Below are 16,064 nucleotides of genomic sequence, written 5' to 3'. Positions count from 1 at the left end.
GGAAAAGCAGATGGCAAAGGAGCTCCCAATCGCAAAAAGGGGCTGACCCAAAACGCGGGTGCGTTTTAGGTCAGCCCTTTTTTACTGGTGCTGCTTCGTCGGAATTGTTAAGGTAAACACGATCTCATCGGCGGCCAAATCGATTTTTTTTGCCGCCACTTGATAGCCGTTGCCAAAGCGAATGTCCGTGAGCGCGACGTAGACGCGGGTGTGCTCCGGGTCAATCGCCACTTCATCCGGCAGCGGGGCGTGCTTTTGTAAGTAGCGAAGCACATACGTCACTGGCAGCTTCCAGTCGCCGAGCGAAATCGTCGGCTCCGTGAGCTCGACATTCCCTCCTTTGATTACTTTGGGCACAAACGAGACGACAAGTTCGACCGAGCGGCCTAAAATGGGGATTTCGCTTGAAACATAGACGCGATCGGCGAGCCAAACGCGGTATTGCAGCGGATGGCCTTTCGTTTTTTTCACCAAATAATCATTAATGACGGCGTTCAAATGCGCTTTCTTCGAGTAAACAGTAAATGAGGCTCCTTCGACATCCGGGTGCGCCGGCCGTTTCACCGGCGGAGACGGCTTAAGCAGCCAGGCGGCGGCTAAAACAATGACCGCCGCGTTGACAGTCGCCAACATCCAAAACGCTCGTTTCCAATTCATTGCAATAAGCTCCCTACCCACCACTCTTTTTGTTGATCTAACGCTTCATGCACTCGCATGGCCATCTGTTCGTATCCTGCGGCATTCGGATGAAATTCGTCGCGATGAAGCAATTCGTCGCGGTCGATGAAGATGTCTTGAATATCAACGAAGATCGTCCGATCATACCGTGAAAGCACTGCCCGGCTGGCGCTGTTCCACTCAGCGATGACATCATCGATTTCCGGAATGTTCGGCAACGTGCTGGAAAACGGATTGTATAGACCCACAAGCACAATGACCGCATCCGGATTGATCGTGCGCAGCGAGATCAATAGATGATCCAGTCGGTCGGCAAATATTTCCGTGGCTTGCTGAAACCGCTGGCGCGACAAGTCTAAAAAGTGCGAGCGGACGACATTCATCACATCGTTGCCGCCAATGGTGATCAAGATCATATCAGCCCGCCCGAGCTCCGCTTGATGGGCGTGAATGACCGGTTCCAATTCAGCGATGCGCCGGCCGCGTTTCCCTAAATTCGTCACGGTGACCGTCCGCACCCCGTCTTCTGCCGAAAGGAGCGGGACAAGGCGGCCAACATAGCCTCCTTTCCCTTCGCCGTCCCCGACTCCTTCCGTCAACGAATCGCCTAAAGCGACCAAATGTATATCTTTCGGAAGCGGCTTTGCTTCCGTCTGCTTGACGGCGGCTTCATGCGGGCGCTCCGGCTTTCCGCCCGCCGAAAGCGACACACATCCGGCGAGCAGCCAGCAGCACAACAACCATCCCCACCGTCTCATTGTTTGACACCTGCCTTTTGCCGCAACAAGGGGAAAGACGAAAAGAAGGCAAAAAGGCGGTAGCCGTTTTTGCCTCATTGCGACGACTGCACGATTTTGATATGCTCTAAAATTGTTTCGTATGGCACATCTTGCACGCCGCTGTACGTCTGAACCACTTTTCCGTCTGGCCCGACCAAATAAAAACTGGTGCCATGCACGACTTGGTCGTCATTGGCCGGCTTTTGCACGATCGTTTTAAAGCTTTTTTGCGCCAGCTCGCTGATCTCGGCCGGGCTGTATCCGGTAAGCAAATGCCAGTTTGATAGGTCATCTGTAAATTGTTTCGCATACGCCGCCAGTTTTTCCGGCGTGTCGACTTCCGGATCAACGCTGAAGGAGACAAACTCGACATCCAGTCCTTCTTTCTTTGCCATTTTCTTTAGCTTGGCCATATGGGCCGTCATCGGCGGACAAACCGTTTCGCAATTTGTAAAAATAAAATCGGCGACCCACACTTTTCCTTTTAAGTCGCGAAGCCCAAACGGCTTGCCCGTTTGATCGACAAACGTAAAGTCCTCAACCGGCCAGTTTTTGGCGTCCGGAATCGTTTTTCCGCACGCCGCCAGCAAAAGAACAACGAGAAAAAGCGCGATTCGTTTCCACATCGATGGATCCATCCTTTTCGACCAAAATATGTTGATGCCGCACAACAACGGCGTTTATTCATCAAGCGCCGCTTCCTCCATTTTCGGCAGTTCGCGCGCCGCTTTCATTTTCGCCATAAATTGTTCCGGGGTGATCGTCACCCGGTCGATAAACGCCTCCCCATCCACTGTCAAATGAAGCGGAACGACTTCAACGCCGTGCTCGGCAAGCACCGAAAACGGCACATCGACCGTTGAGTCGGTTACAATTTTGATTGGTTTCATTCGTTCACTCCTAATACTGATGATCTCGTTTCCATTATATAATGAAACCGGCGAAAATCCTACCTAAAAACGTCCATGAGCAAGCTCGGCTCATCCCCAAGCAGGAACATCGCCCATTATGAACGGACTATACCGGCAGAAAAAAAGTTGTTTTGCCGCCAAGGGCAAAACAACAACAGTCATGCATTATGCTTTAACGCCGTTTCTTTAAAGATCTGCTCATATACCGGCCATTTCAGCACTTTCTTCAAATGTTCGCGGAACGAGTAAACGGAACGGTTTGTTCTCGACCGATACACTTTTGCAATAAACGCCTCCAAGCGCAGTTGGACCATGAATCGGTACGTATTCTCTTCCTCCAATACTGGAATTTCGATAATCTTGACCTTCTGCCCATACGCGTTTTGAAACTCGAGGCTTTTGAATAGCAAAATATCAATCCTCTTTTTCACCGATTTACTTTTATTATACACCAATCCGGTGAAAAAGTATGTCGGAATGCGGCGAATTTGTTCCGACTTTTTTCGTCAAATCAATAGATGGAACAAGTTCGGGTCTTTGTTGACCTCTTGGAACGGGAAGCCTTTTTTCTTCATCCGCTCGATGAGCGGCGCGTAGTCTTCGCGCCGTTTCAGCTCGATGCCCACAAGCGCCGGTCCGCTTTCTTTGTTGTTTTTCTTCGTGTATTCAAACCGGGTAATGTCATCGGTCGGCCCAAGCACTTCATCCAAAAACTCACGCAACGCCCCAGCCCGCTGCGGGAAGTTGACGATGAAATAGTGCTGCAGTCCTTCGTAAATCATCGAGCGCTCTTTGATTTCCTGCATCCGGTCGATGTCGTTGTTGCCGCCGCTTATGACGCAGACGACTGTTTTGCCTCGGATTTGTTCCTTGTAAAAATCAAGTGCGGCGATCGGCAGCGCCCCTGCCGGTTCAGCGACAATGGCGTTTTCGTTGTACAGCTCCAAAATCGTCGTGCATACTTTTCCTTCCGGAACGACGACGATGTCATCAAGCACCCCGCGGCATAAGGCGAATGTCTTTTCCCCGACCGTCTTGACGGCAGCGCCGTCAACGAACTTGTCGATTTCATCGAGCGTCACCACATGTCCGTGCTCGAGCGCCGCTTTCATCGATGGGGCGCCAGCCGGCTCGACCCCGATGACTTTGGTGGACGGAGAAATGCTTTTCACATACGTCCCTAGTCCGGCCATCAATCCCCCGCCGCCGATGCTGGCGAACAAAAAGTCGATCGGTTCATCGCAGTCGTTGAGCACCTCGACGCCAATCGTCCCCTGTCCGGCGATGACGTATTCATCATCAAACGGATGGATGAACGTCCGCCCTTCCGCCTCGGCGCACTTCACCGCTTCGTTGTATGAATCGTCAAACGTGTCGCCGACAAGGACGATCTCGACCATGTCTTTGCCAAACAGCTGCACTTGCGACACTTTTTGCCGAGGCGTCGTCGCCGGCATATAAATTTTCCCATGCACGCCAAGCGCCCGGCATGAATAGGCCACCCCTTGGGCATGGTTGCCGGCGCTGGCACATACCACCCCGTTTCTCCGCTCCTCATCGGTTAAATGCTTCATCCGGTTGTACGCCCCGCGCAGCTTAAACGAACGCACGACTTGCAAATCCTCGCGCTTTAAGTAGACATTGCACTCGTAGCGCTCGGATAACAGCGGATTTTTTTGCAGCGGCGTATGGAAAACAACATCCTTCAGCGTATGATACGCGATCAAAATGTCCTCGACGTATACTGCCCCTTGCTTCCGTTTCAGCTGTTGTTCCATGTTCTCGTTCCCTTTCTTTTCTAAGTTGTCTTTGATTTGTAGATTATATCACAAATTCGCAAAAAGAAAAGGGAATTTTCGAAAAGTTTTATGAGGATGAAGGGAAGCGGGCTCGTGAACATCGCGATGGCCCCGCTTTACCGGATACTGGACGCTTCCGCCGGCCAGATTCGCGCTTTTGGCCTGACGCCATCCGATGAGCGCCATCCTTCCTGCTCGAAACCTCTCCCTAGCCGTCCTGCCAGACGGCAACACGGCGAATTGTGCAGCATATGTACGGCGAACGATATAGATGCAACGAAGAAGTTTCACATATTCTTGACGGAAAAGCGGTTTATCCACTTGCGACTGTCGAAGGCAAGCCTGTGGCTTGCCTCCGTCACGCCAAGGCGTGACAGAAGACCGAACAAACGCCTGCTTCACAGACCCATATATGGGTCTGGAAGCGGCGTTGTTCGGTCGCCCGACAGTCGATCCAATACTCGGTAAAAGCCGCAAATGGTAAATCTTCAAATTGCATCTATATACTTCTTCATGCGCAAGCGGCCAGAAAAAACGACCGGCGCTACGCCCGGTCGTCCTCCTCTCTTTTGAACTCTTCTTCCTCGGCAAATTCCGTCGCCCATCTTCCTTCATCATACCAGCGGTGCGCTTCTTCCCGTCTTGCTTCTTCGTGCACATGGTTTTCCATATACAAATGGAAAAACGCTTCAACCGCCCCGATCGCCAAGGAGCTGAAAAACGCGCCGTATGCCATGTTGACGGACGGGGCAATGAGGGCAAAGCTGACCGGCCAAATAAGCAAAAAGGAAAGCGGCACGTCAAGAGCGGCAGCGACAAAATGGCCGACGCGCGGCAACACGAACAGATCGCCGATCATATAAGAAACAAGCGCCGTCACGATCGTCATGAGTGAAATCAAGGAAAGCGGGGCATCGAAGATCGTAAACATCGAAAACAAGACGACGCTCCAAGCAGCGAGCTTGACGACAAACGGAACGATATGTTTCATCGTCTTCCTCCATTTCCATTGTGGTTCTATTGATTATCGTTCCTTTTTCGCCCCGCTTCTATGCAGAAACACGTTTTCAAAATGTTCGGATCTCAAACAAAAAGACGCCCCGTTTTTGGGGTCGTCTTCGCAAACGTTTCGTACGCCAACGACAAACGCATGTCCATGCCCGTGTCCCATCTATTTCGCCTTTTTCCGCTCATAAATGATAAAGGCGTGTTCATACGGATTCTTTTCATCTTTCCCTCCTGGCGTATAGGAAACGATTTCCCATTCATCGTCAGAAATGGGCGGATAAAACGTATCGCCGGGGAAGGAAGCAAAAATTTTTGTCACATACAGCCGGTCGACAATCGGCATCGTCGCCCGAAACAGTTCGGCCCCGCCGATGATAAACACTTCATCAGCGCGCGATGCGATCCATTGCTTGACTTCCTCGAGCGAATGAAGCACAAGGCAGCCTTCCGGGCGAAACGAGCGGTTGCCCGTGACAACGACGTTATCGCGGCCGGGAAGCGGCCGGCCGATCGCTTCAAACGTTTTGCGCCCCATCACGATGGCATAGCCCATTGTCACCCGTTTAAAATACGCCAAATCGGCCGGCAAATGCCAAGGCAAGCGGTTGTCTTTGCCGATCACCCGGTTTTCATCCATTGCCACAATGTGCGAAATCATCGCGTCCTCTCCTTTACACAGCCACCGGTGCTTTAATCGTCGGATGCGGGTTGTAGCCGACAATTTCAAAATCGTCGTATTCGTAATCGAAAATGGACGGCGGCTTCCGTTTGATCACGAGCTTCGGCAGCGGGCGCGGCTCGCGCGTCAGCTGCAGTTTCGCCTGTTCGAGATGGTTTTTGTACAAATGGACATCACCGCCGGTGAAAATGAGTTCGCCGACATCGAGGTCGCATTGCTGGGCGATCATATGCGTCAACAGCGCGTAGCTGGCAATGTTAAACGGCAGCCCTAAAAACGTATCAACGGAGCGCTGCTGCCACATGCACGACAACCGACCGTTCGCAACATAAAACTGAAAGGCATAATGGCACGGCGGCAGCTTCATCTCGTCCAATTCCGCTACGTTCCAAGCGCTCACAAGCAGCCGGCGTGAATTCGGATTTCGTTTGATCTCCTCGACGACCCACGCGATCTGGTCGATTGTTTTCCCGTCCGCCCCTTTCCATGAGCGCCATTGCGCGCCGTAAATCGGGCCGAGATCGCCGTTTTCGTCCGCCCACTCGTCCCAAATCGTCACGCCATTCTCCTGCAAATAGCGGACGTTCGTATCGCCTTTTAAAAACCAAAGCAGTTCATAAATGATGGAGCGGATATGCAATTTTTTCGTTGTCACGAGCGGAAATCCATCTTGCAAGTTGAAGCGGAGCTGGCGGCCGAACACCGACAGCGTGCCGACGCCCGTGCGGTCTTCTTTTTCGACGCCGTTTTCCAAAATATCCTCCAAAAGTTGCAAATATTGCCGCAATGTTCTCACCTCACGCTCTATCATACCATAAAGCAACGCATGGTGAACCACTTGTCCATAAAAAAACGAGCCTTTTACGAGGCCCGTTCCGCCAATCCGCGGATCAACGCATATGTTCTCGGCGCTGCCGCCCGCAACGTTTGCCGCGTCTTGTCGCTTGCATAATAATAGGCAAACGACTCGGCAAAATACTCTTCCGGATAAGTCAAAAAATAATATTCGCCAGGAAAGAGCCGCGGCGCCTCCTCCCGCCAAATCGCTTGAAATTCGTCCGTTTCATGAATGCGGTCAAATACGATGTAATCGAGCGAATGAGCAAACTCATGCAGCTCCAAATTGACCGAGCCATGCCCTTTTCCTTTTTCGCTATGGCCGAGGCGGACAAGCACTAAATGCGACCCACCGATGCCCGGCACGTCATCCCATGTTTTCGAACCCGGCATATAACCGCGCGGCGTTTTTCCGCGCAAATGGCGGGCCGTCGGCTCATCGGTGATCGGGCCGGTCAACAGTTGGATGTAAATATGGTGGTCCGCCGCCTGCTCTAAAATCGTGCGATCAATGCGGGCGAGCGTCCGGATCATTTCATTCGCTTCAGAGGCGGAAAACTCCGTCTCCGGCACGATGATGATGCGGCCAAGCACATCATGAGACGGAACACCCCTAAGGCCAAGGCTGCTTTCTTCAAGCAGCACGCCATGGGCAGCCGGATACGGCGAGAACGACAGAAGCGGAATGGCGAACAGCGCCGCCAACAAACTAGTGAACAGCCGTTTCATCGTGGTTCCCCCGCTTCTTTCAATCTATGAAAATCATATCATAGAACGAAGCGGGAAAAAACGCGCAAAATCAGGAAAGAACCGTAGGCGATTATGTACGCCAGTTCGGCGGCGTATTTTTTGACCAGTAGATTTTCCCGAGTTCATGATGGGCTTGAAACCCATCATCGCATGTATGATAGTGAAACTGAAACCAATATCCGTCTTGCGGCGGATGCTCGCGGCGGACGTGAAAGCGGATCAAATCCTCTCCCGTATCCGCCCGATACAAATGAAAAATGCGCTCCCCTTGCCCGCCGGACGGATTTTCCGAAACAGCCAAATAGCGGAGCTCCTCTTCCGGATAACGATCGGCAAGCTCGGCGATCACTTCTTCCATGCGCGGCAAAATGACGGCGCGAAACTCATCTTCAATGACCGGAGCGATTTTGCGGCCGAATTTTTCATGGGACTGGGCAACGGCCTTTTCCATCGTCCGCTCAATGAATTGAGCTCGCGTCAACGAAACCGCTTCCTCGGCACGACTTGTTGGACTGTGCTGCCAGTCGGAAGACGATGCATCATCTGACGGCGGCTCTTTGGCCGCGAGCAGCGAAGCGGGCGGTGTGACGAGTCCAAACGTGCAGACGGTAATGGCGGCAACAAGCGTTTTTCGAAGCCAAGACGGCAGCTTCATCTCCTTCACCTCCCGCTACCGCCGATCAGCGGCCAAAGACGCGAACAAGCCGGTCGCTTTTAATTTGGCGACCGCCCGGCGCAACACTTCTTCCGGCTGGACAAGGGCGATGCGCACATACCCTTCGCCGCTCGGCCCAAACGCGTGCCCAGGCGTCACAACGACGCCCGCTTGGTCGATGAGCGCCTTCGCGAACGAAAGCGATGTAAAGCCGTCCGGAATTTTCGCCCACACGAACATACCGGCTTGCGGACGGTCAACCGTCCAACCGATGTCAGCGAGTCCATCCACGAGCACATCGCGGCGCGCTTGATACATCATGCGGCTCTGGGCGCAAAAGCCGGCGCCATGGCGGAGCACTTCCGCGGCCGCTTTTTGCAGCGGCCAAAAAATTCCGTAATCCAAATTGGACTTGAACTCGGCAAACGCACGAATCACCTCGGCATTTCCGCACAAGTAGCCGACCCGGCAGCCGGCCATGTTGTAGCTTTTTGACAACGAATTGATCTCCACGCCAACGTCCTTTGCGCCTGGAACAGAAAGAAAACTCACCGGTTTGTTTCCGTCATAATACAGCTCGCCGTAAGCAAAATCGGAAACAACGAGGATATCGTACCGCTTCGCAAACTCGACCACTTCGCGATAAAATGATTCTGTCGCTACGGCTGGAACCGGATTTCCAGGAAAGTTGATAAACATGATCGTCGTCCGTTTGGCGATGTCCTCCGGGATCGCACGCAAATCCGGCAAAAAGCTGTTTTCCTCCCTCAGCGGCAGAAAATACGGCATCGCTTCCGCCATCGCCACTCCCGCCGCATACGCCGGATACCCGGGATCCGGCAATAAAATGACATCCCCCGGGTCGGCGAACACCATCGGCAAATGCACGAGCCCGTCCTGTGATCCGATGACGTACGTCACTTCCGTCTCCGGATCGAGCACGACGCCATGCGCCGTCCGATAATAATCGGCGACCGCTTCATGAAACTCGCGAATGCCCTTTAATGTGTAGCCGTACGCATTCGGCTCGTTGGCGTAGCGGGCAATCGCCTCACGCACAAACGGCGCCGGCGGCAAATCCGGGCTGCCAACGCTCAAGTCGATCCACTCGTCATGAAGGTGGCGCTGCTTTTGACGATACGCCGTCAACTCGGCGAAAATCGATGCCGAAAACGCGTTCATTCGTTTCGCTTTTTTCATTTCGTCTTCCTCTCCCTTGACAAGACAAAAACTGCATTTTCTTTTTGCTTTTGTTGGTATATACTTTTATCATAGTTCCGAAAGAAGACACCCGCTTCAACCGCGTGAAGGTCGCAGCCCAGCGATCAGCGGCAAATGGATGTCGGTTGGCGTCAGCCAAAACACATGATAAAATCAAGGTATATCATGTTCTTTGTGAACTGGATATAGGGGGTTGCATGGAGAATATCCAATGCGAAAACCAAGCAAAGCCTTCCATGCGTAAAATATCCAAGGCGCGAAAGAACTCCGAATCGTCGGATGCCTAGGGTTGGGACGACCCGAAGTCACGCTCAGGGAGACGAAAGAATGCTTTCGTCGTGGAACTGAGAAGCTCCCACTTCAAGCAAAGCGAAGTGGGGGTAGTTCACATGAATAGTGTATCATAGATTCTCAGCGAAAATATAGACAGAAAGGCGGGAAAAATGAAACATGAACACGATCTTTTTTGCGGCCAGCCTCATTACATTGCTTTACTTTATTTATAGTTGTATCGCCAACGCCTAAACGCTCTTGGCGATCCATCCAGCTCCCTTGGCATTCTGTTGGATGCGAAGGGAGTTTGCGCATGAAAACGACAAAAGGAGCCCCGCATCGGGAGCTCCTTTTTAATCGATTTTTGTTTTTTTGCGGGCAGAGTCAAGCTCGAAGGCGCCTGTCTCCGTCTCCGTCGTGCCTTGCCCTCGAACATCTGGGGCGCTGACGCCCGTTTTCGAACGATCTTTTTTCCGCTTCGGCACGCCCGATCACCTCCGCCCTTATCGTTCCCGCCAACGCGCCGTTGTATGCGGAACAAAAGCAGTTTGCTCCTCGCTCGCACCGCATCAGCCGCAATATTGGTCAAACGCAGCCAAAATATTTTCCATCACGTCCTCCATCGAGTGAAACTCGATGTCTTCGCGCGGAATGAAGTGAACGACTTCTTTCCCCTTTAAGAGTGCCATCGACGGCGAAGACGGCGGATAACCGACAAAGTACTCGCGCATTTTCGCTGTCGCTTCCTTATCCTGGCCAGCGAATACCGTCACCAAATGGTCCGGCTTTTTCTCGCTCCGCAGCACCGCCTGCGTCGCCGCCGGGCGCGCCAATCCAGCGGCGCAGCCGCACACTGAGTTGACAAAGACAAACGTCGTTCCTTCCACTTGTTCCATAAACTGCTCGACTTCTTCGCTCGTGCGCAATTCGCGGAAGCCGGCGCGGACGAGTTCATCCCGCATCGGCTGCACGAGCTGGCGCATATATTCTTCATACGCCATCGACATGGCCATCATCCCTCCACCCTATAGTCGCTGTGCTATCAGCATACTATACTTCCGGTGCAAAAATCAATGAAGATGACTGCTGTGCTTCCCTATTCACCTTTTCCTGACGGCCAAAAAATGATGCCTCAAGCTTCGGCAACATTTCAGCAATGACGAATAAAGCCCTGGAGGATGGACTCCAAAGGCTTTGCTTGGATTCGGGAACATGTTCTGAAAAGCGAATGCGCAGACGTAAAGAAAATTAGAAACCCGATTTAATTGTAATAAATTGAAGAATAATCGGCGCACCTTTTGGCGGCGGCTCGGCCGTCTTCAATGTCAGCTTCCCTTTTTCCACCTCATACAGTTTTTCCGGTTGCAGCACCCCATTAATAAACAAGTTGATCCATGATACATGTTTCGGATCTAAAATACCGCGGTCGCCGTACTCTCTCAGTTCATCGTCGTCTGTATAGACGGTTTTCACTCCGTCTGATATGGTGTTATACTGGTACGTTTCCGCCTGCAAGACACGCGGAGGGAAGTGGAGCGCCACACGGAGAGGAATGGTCAGTACAGCATGGGTCCAATCGTATACTTTGGAAGCAGCGATCACATGTTTTGCTGCTGAAGATGTCCGTTTCATTCGTTTGCTCACCCAAACACACCATATTGTTTCGTGATCATTTCACTCCGCAAGATATTCTGCATTAGTATATTCACCTCCCATCTCCAAAGTGAATAGCAAACAAAATGGCAGGTTAATGAACGGTAGTAAAAAATCACTATATTCCACTTAATTCAGTCTATTATAACAGGATCATAAAACGACCAAATTCGTTTAAAATGTTTGTTTCATATTCAAATTCACTGGTAAAACAGGCTGGTATAGCAGGGCAAAAACATCATTTTTCTCCCATTGCGGCAATCGCCGAGCCATCCTCTGTAATTAATCCATACAATAAAATGAACCTATGGCACCGGCTGATTGCCAACAGAGTTCCAGATACTAAAAAGAACGGATGATAATTGGCTCAGCTTCGGGGCCACAGCATGTTAAACACAAAATGGAGAAGGGGAGATTGTATGGCTTTACAATTAATTAAATTGTTTGTCGCCGCTACTACCACGACAGAGGTTGCACCAGACGTCGCAAGATTTTTTTACATCACAACAGCTGAAATAGCAGAAGGAGCAACCTTAACGATCGACGCAGCCAGCTTTTTGCAAGACGACGGCAGCCAAGCGACAGAGTTGCCAGCATTGGCAACTAACAATAGCTACTTTAACGTGTACATTAACGGCGTTTTGCAAATGGAAGGGATATCGACGTACACTCCAGGAGCTACCGGCGTCGGGTCACTGTCCATTACCGTCCCGACCGGAAGCGGCTCGATTCCAGCTAACACCCCGGTTGTGCTCGAAATTGTCCAATTCGCTCCAAGCTCCAACACTACAGTGACAACGTAACAGCAATACTCTTTTCGATCATAAAAACAGGCGCACCGATGGGCGCGCCTGTTTTACTGTTCCGTTTCGTTTTCTTTCTTCCGGCTCTCCGTCATCTGCTTCCAGATGGAGCCTTTCGCTTCTTCGCCGCCTTCGATCCGTTCAATGGCCATTTTCACTTGCAAGCTCACTTCAAACTCCGGATCGTTTTCCGCCGCTTTTAACGCCGGCAGCGCCGATTCGTCGCCGACTTCGTACAAAAACATGGCCGCGCGCCAACGGACGAGCTTGCTTTCGTCCTTTAGCGCTTCGATCATGGCCGGAATGGCCTCCGGATCGCCGATGTCGGACAAACAGTCGCCGGCGGTGCGGCGGACAGCGACAGCAGGATCTTTTAACGCTTCATACAAATACGGAAGCACCTTTTTGCCGCCGATCATGCCGAGATACGCTGTTGCCAGGCGGCGGATGGCCATTTTTTCATCCTTGAGCGCCTTGGCCAACACCGGGATATCGTCCTCGGTCGGCTCGGCCATCTGCTCGAGCGCGGCATACCGTTTGCGCCAATCCGGGTCATCGAGCATCTCGCTCGTCACTTTGAGGCTTGGACGCTTTTGCACCGTTTTTTCCTGCTCACCGCGGCGGAACATGTTGACGATCCGCTCCAGCCGCTCGGGCGGATAGGCTGCCGACAGCTCATCGACCATTTCGCGGCCGATTTCCTCAAACGTGCCGTAGCGCACTCCTTTTTCGACCCATTTGCGCTCAAGCACAACATTTCCTGCGTATTTTTGCGCCTCAATGACCGCGTCCATAAACGGTTTCGGCAGCCCGACGCGGTGTTCGCGCTCCCCATCGACAAGCTTCACTTGCATCGGCAGACCGTACAGCATTTGCACGAACACTTTCACTTCGCCGAAATGTTCGTTTCCTTTCGGCTTTGCCTCGGCGCCGTCATCCGCTTTCTCGCCGAACACTTCGCGCACTTTCGCCAAAATGTCGCGCCAGTCGTATTTCGGATGGCGTTCAATAGCCAAAAAATCAGCGACATGGTAAATGCCTTTCACTCCGTCAATGCGCATCAATGCTTGAATAAGCGGCGGCGCTTCGCCAATGTTGTCCGGTTTGTAGTTATGGCGCGTGCCGGAAGGCAATTCTTCATCAAGCAATATTTTCATCGTGTTCGGGCTTGGCGTCGGCTCAATCGCTTGAATGCGCAAGCGTTACCCCTCCTTGCCTTACAGCAGCTTTTCAATTTCCTTTCTCAGCTCGCTTGGCTTTGTTTGCGGTGCGAAACGAGCGACAACCTTGCCGTTGCGGTCGACCAAAAACTTCGTGAAATTCCATTTGATCGCCTTTGTTCCCAATGCCCCCGGCGCCTCTTCTTTCAAATATTGAAACAGCGGATGGGCGTTATCGCCATTCACATCCACTTTCGCAAACAGCGGGAACGTCACACCGTAATTCAACTGGCAAAATTGCTCAATTTCTTCTTCCGTCCCCGGCTCTTGGCCGCCGAACTGGTTGCACGGAAAGCCGAGCACAACAAACCCGCGATCGCGATATTCGTCATACAGCTCCTGCAGTTCTTTATACTGCGGGGTGAAGCCGCAACGGCTCGCCGTGTTGACAATCAACAGCACGTTGCCTCGATAGACGGAAAGCGGTTGTTCCTCTCCGCGAATGGTTTTGGCGCTGAATTCATATACACTCATGATTTTTCACCTCATCCCTATCATAGCGGATTTCACCGTTTGTTTCCACTTTTTGCGCCACTACTGCCCGGCGAACAGCTGCAATTGTTCAAGTGATGAAACCATATACGGCACCATCTCCGGCAAATCGGCGGCGTTTTCCTCATAAATGAGGCGTGCAAATTCGACCACGGCTTCATTTTCATACGGGCCGCGTTCATGCGGAAACGTAAAGCGGAGCGTTTGCCGGATGATTCGCTCCTCCCCCCAAATCGTCCGCAGCGTTCCTTCAATGAGCGCACAAACGGACGAGCGGCGAACCGGAAGGGTAAACAGAAGAGCGAGCCGGCAGCCGGCCCGGCCGTGATAGAGCCGCTCATTGACCAGCTCAGCAAAATCAAGCGAAAGCCGCGCGGTGCAGACGACGAGCGGATCGGGCGCATCATTCAGCCGAAATGAAATGGCGTACTCCCGGAACAAACGAGCCAAATCGACAAGGTCGCGGCGATCGACCACGGCAATGCGCCCTTGCAAGTCCGCGTCATATATCGCTCCTTCCAACACCGTTTTTAAATTGTCAAAGGCGGTCGGATCCAATCGGGATTCCCCCTTTTTGTTCACAAGCTGTTTTAAGGTCAAAAAATCAATTGAAGAATGTTGACAAAGTTTTTATAATTAAGGTATTTAGTAACGAGACAGAAACGGAGGGGACACCATTGCCAATCAACATTCCAAAAGACTTGCCGGCGAAAGAAATACTCGAACAAGAAAACATTTTCGTGATGGACGAAGAACGGGCTTACTCCCAAGACATCCGTCCGCTCAACATCATCATTTTAAACTTGATGCCCGAAAAAGAAAAAGCAGAGACACAGTTGCTGCGGCTGCTCGGCAACTCGCCGCTGCAAGTGAACGTCACCTTTTTGCGCCCGGCGACCCATGAGCCGAAAACGACAAGCAAACATCATTTAGAACAATTTTACACGATTTTCCCGCACATTCGCCATCGCAAGTTCGACGGGATGATCATCACCGGAGCGCCGGTCGAGCAAATGCCGTTTGAAGAGGTCAACTATTGGGGAGAATTGACGGAAATTATGGAATGGACGAAAACGAACGTCACGTCAACGTTGCACATTTGTTGGGGGGCACAAGCTGGCTTATACTATCACTACGGCATTCCGAAATACCCATTGCCGGAAAAATGCTTCGGTGTGTTCAACCATACGGTGGAAGTGAAAAACGTAAAACTATTGCGCGGTTTTGACGATGTGTTCCGCATGCCGCACTCCCGCCATACAGACGTCAAGCGCGAAGACATCGAAAAAGTGCCGGATCTCACCATTTTGTCCATGTCTGACAAAGCCGGCGTTTGCCTCGTCGCATCGAACGACGGGCGCCGCATTTTCTTAACGGGCCATCCAGAATATGATGCGACAACGCTCAAAGAAGAATATGAACGCGACTTGGCGAAAGGGCTGCCGATTCACATCCCGGAATCATACTTTCCCAATGATGACCCAAGCCAGCCACCGCTGAACACATGGCGCTCGCATGCCAACTTGCTGTTTGTCAACTGGCTGAACTATTACGTGTATCAAGAAACGCCTTATGAATGGGAATGAAATCAATATATGCAATCATGTTGAACCATCCCGAAAAAACGCCTTGCTGAAACATATGCAAGGCGTTTTTCTCATTTTGGCCGATTGTTTTCGTGTTTCGACAATCGCCCTGTTCTTTTCGTTTTTTTGACATACAATACGATAGATTCCACCAGGAGGTGAACATGATGGGCGCTTGGCATGGAAACAGCTTTGCGTTGATTGTCGTTCTGTTTATTTTGTTGATTATTGTTGGATGTGCCTGCTTGGGCGGATATGCCTACTAACCGAAATCACTGATTGCCTTCATCCGGCCGCCGTGTTTGCCAGCATCCGGCCGGCTTCAGCGGGAACACGAACGCTTCCCGCTTTTTTTATGCTGGGCTGTAGACAACCATGCATAGGAATGAAGGCATCGTCCATGCTAAACGTATGACAACGGTAGCCAAAGGAGGTGGAGCTCATGACGAAACGCCCAAACAACGGCAGCCGCAATCAAAACGCGCCAACGCAAGATCCGATGGCCTTGCTTCGCGGCCCGGTTTCCGGCGATAACAGCAAAGGACGGCGGCAAAACAAAATCCAAAATGACAAAACCGATGAAAATGCCTAACCCACAAAAAGAAGGTGTCCCAAAAGGATCGGGACACCTTTGCTTATTACTGTATATATACGCGCAAAATGCTGTCCGAAAACAATATATTGTACTTTATCGAAAGAAAACCAACCTTTTGAGACAGC

At 51.7% G+C, this 16,064-nt stretch carries 22 protein-coding genes; 4 read left to right on the top strand and 18 right to left on the bottom strand.

Going from position 1 to position 16,064, the window contains the following annotated elements:
• Nucleotides 1-81: 81 nt before the first annotated feature.
• The 15 genes from GC56T3_RS09305 to GC56T3_RS09240 form a co-directional block, all read right to left on the bottom strand.
• Nucleotides 82-657: a YpmS family protein gene (locus GC56T3_RS09305; RefSeq protein WP_013145303.1), complete on the bottom strand. Its 576-nt coding sequence runs from the start codon at nt 655-657 to the stop codon at nt 82-84.
• Entirely contained in the window at nt 654-1,436 is a 783-nt protein-coding gene (locus tag GC56T3_RS09300) for an SGNH/GDSL hydrolase family protein (protein ID WP_041468403.1), read from the bottom strand. The genes GC56T3_RS09305 and GC56T3_RS09300 overlap by 4 nt, the downstream gene beginning before the upstream one ends.
• Before the next feature lie 74 nt (nt 1,437-1,510).
• The gene (locus tag GC56T3_RS09295; protein ID WP_013145301.1) at nt 1,511-2,083 is read right to left on the bottom strand and encodes an SCO family protein; all 573 of its coding nucleotides are present in this window, start codon (nt 2,081-2,083) and stop codon (nt 1,511-1,513) included.
• A 54-nt stretch (nt 2,084-2,137) separates the two neighbouring features.
• Nucleotides 2,138-2,347 (bottom strand): DegV family protein, encoded by a 210-nt coding sequence (locus GC56T3_RS09290; RefSeq protein WP_013145300.1) that lies wholly within the window; start codon nt 2,345-2,347, stop codon nt 2,138-2,140.
• Nucleotides 2,348-2,526: 179 nt separating this feature from the next.
• Nucleotides 2,527-2,778, bottom strand: a complete 252-nt coding sequence (locus GC56T3_RS09285) for a YpmP family protein (protein ID WP_011231264.1) — start codon at nt 2,776-2,778, stop codon at nt 2,527-2,529.
• A gap of 96 nt (nt 2,779-2,874) precedes the next feature.
• Nucleotides 2,875-4,146: a threonine ammonia-lyase IlvA gene (gene ilvA / locus GC56T3_RS09280; RefSeq protein ID WP_013145299.1), complete on the bottom strand. Its 1,272-nt coding sequence runs from the start codon at nt 4,144-4,146 to the stop codon at nt 2,875-2,877.
• Between the two features lie 565 nt (nt 4,147-4,711).
• Complete coding sequence (locus GC56T3_RS09275; RefSeq protein ID WP_013145298.1) at nt 4,712-5,158, bottom strand: YndM family protein; 447 nt, start codon at nt 5,156-5,158, stop codon at nt 4,712-4,714.
• 180 nt (nt 5,159-5,338) lie between these two features.
• On the bottom strand, nt 5,339-5,833 hold the full coding sequence (locus tag GC56T3_RS09270; protein ID WP_013145296.1) for a dihydrofolate reductase: 495 nt from the start codon (nt 5,831-5,833) through the stop codon (nt 5,339-5,341).
• Between the two features lie 13 nt (nt 5,834-5,846).
• Complete coding sequence (thyA, locus tag GC56T3_RS09265; RefSeq protein WP_011231268.1) at nt 5,847-6,641, bottom strand: thymidylate synthase; 795 nt, start codon at nt 6,639-6,641, stop codon at nt 5,847-5,849.
• A gap of 74 nt (nt 6,642-6,715) precedes the next feature.
• A complete protein-coding gene (locus tag GC56T3_RS09260) occupies nt 6,716-7,420 on the bottom strand; it encodes a hypothetical protein (RefSeq protein WP_013145295.1) in 705 nt (234 codons plus the stop codon).
• Nucleotides 7,421-7,511: 91 nt separating this feature from the next.
• Nucleotides 7,512-8,090, bottom strand: a complete 579-nt coding sequence (locus tag GC56T3_RS09255) for a YpjP family protein (protein ID WP_173346448.1) — start codon at nt 8,088-8,090, stop codon at nt 7,512-7,514.
• A 21-nt stretch (nt 8,091-8,111) separates the two neighbouring features.
• Nucleotides 8,112-9,296, bottom strand: a complete 1,185-nt coding sequence (locus GC56T3_RS09250; protein WP_013145293.1) for an LL-diaminopimelate aminotransferase — start codon at nt 9,294-9,296, stop codon at nt 8,112-8,114.
• A gap of 647 nt (nt 9,297-9,943) precedes the next feature.
• A complete protein-coding gene (locus GC56T3_RS18610) occupies nt 9,944-10,075 on the bottom strand; it encodes a YuzL family protein (RefSeq protein WP_011231272.1) in 132 nt (43 codons plus the stop codon).
• Nucleotides 10,076-10,159: 84 nt separating this feature from the next.
• A complete protein-coding gene (locus tag GC56T3_RS09245; RefSeq protein ID WP_013145292.1) occupies nt 10,160-10,597 on the bottom strand; it encodes a BrxA/BrxB family bacilliredoxin in 438 nt (145 codons plus the stop codon).
• A gap of 241 nt (nt 10,598-10,838) precedes the next feature.
• Entirely contained in the window at nt 10,839-11,222 is a 384-nt protein-coding gene (locus GC56T3_RS09240; RefSeq protein ID WP_013145291.1) for a DUF4183 domain-containing protein, read from the bottom strand.
• A 440-nt stretch (nt 11,223-11,662) separates the two neighbouring features.
• Between GC56T3_RS09240 and GC56T3_RS09235 the strand changes: the two genes are divergently transcribed.
• Nucleotides 11,663-12,046 carry a DUF4183 domain-containing protein gene (locus tag GC56T3_RS09235; protein WP_013145290.1) on the top strand — a complete coding sequence of 128 codons (384 nt, stop codon included), beginning with the start codon at nt 11,663-11,665 and terminating at the stop codon, nt 12,044-12,046.
• 53 nt (nt 12,047-12,099) lie between these two features.
• On the opposite strand, the gene GC56T3_RS09230 is transcribed toward GC56T3_RS09235, so the two are convergent.
• The 3 genes from GC56T3_RS09230 to GC56T3_RS09220 are packed head-to-tail and all read right to left on the bottom strand — an operon-like array spanning nt 12,100 to nt 14,316.
• Nucleotides 12,100-13,245: a conserved virulence factor C family protein gene (locus tag GC56T3_RS09230; protein ID WP_013145289.1), complete on the bottom strand. Its 1,146-nt coding sequence runs from the start codon at nt 13,243-13,245 to the stop codon at nt 12,100-12,102.
• A gap of 18 nt (nt 13,246-13,263) precedes the next feature.
• Nucleotides 13,264-13,740: a glutathione peroxidase gene (locus GC56T3_RS09225; protein ID WP_013145288.1), complete on the bottom strand. Its 477-nt coding sequence runs from the start codon at nt 13,738-13,740 to the stop codon at nt 13,264-13,266.
• A gap of 60 nt (nt 13,741-13,800) precedes the next feature.
• Nucleotides 13,801-14,316, bottom strand: a complete 516-nt coding sequence (locus GC56T3_RS09220) for a hypothetical protein (protein ID WP_013145287.1) — start codon at nt 14,314-14,316, stop codon at nt 13,801-13,803.
• Nucleotides 14,317-14,435: 119 nt separating this feature from the next.
• On the opposite strand from GC56T3_RS09220, the gene metA reads away from it, so the two are divergent.
• The 3 genes from metA (at nt 14,436) to GC56T3_RS19640 (ending at nt 15,936) form a co-directional block, all read left to right on the top strand.
• Nucleotides 14,436-15,344, top strand: coding sequence for a homoserine O-succinyltransferase (gene metA, locus GC56T3_RS09215; protein ID WP_011231279.1), 909 nt, complete (start codon nt 14,436-14,438; stop codon nt 15,342-15,344).
• A gap of 167 nt (nt 15,345-15,511) precedes the next feature.
• Entirely contained in the window at nt 15,512-15,610 is a 99-nt protein-coding gene (locus GC56T3_RS18605; protein ID WP_011231280.1) for a YjcZ family sporulation protein, read from the top strand.
• Nucleotides 15,611-15,786: 176 nt separating this feature from the next.
• The gene (locus GC56T3_RS19640; protein ID WP_011231282.1) at nt 15,787-15,936 is read left to right on the top strand and encodes a hypothetical protein; all 150 of its coding nucleotides are present in this window, start codon (nt 15,787-15,789) and stop codon (nt 15,934-15,936) included.
• The last annotated feature ends 128 nt before the right edge of the window (nt 15,937-16,064 follow it).

Origin of the sequence: Geobacillus sp. C56-T3 (genome assembly GCF_000092445.1) — a bacterium.
GTDB classification, from domain to species: domain Bacteria; phylum Bacillota; class Bacilli; order Bacillales; family Anoxybacillaceae; genus Geobacillus; species Geobacillus thermoleovorans.
Note: the sequence above shows the minus strand (reverse complement) of the source record. Positions and strands in the feature narration are given on the sequence as shown.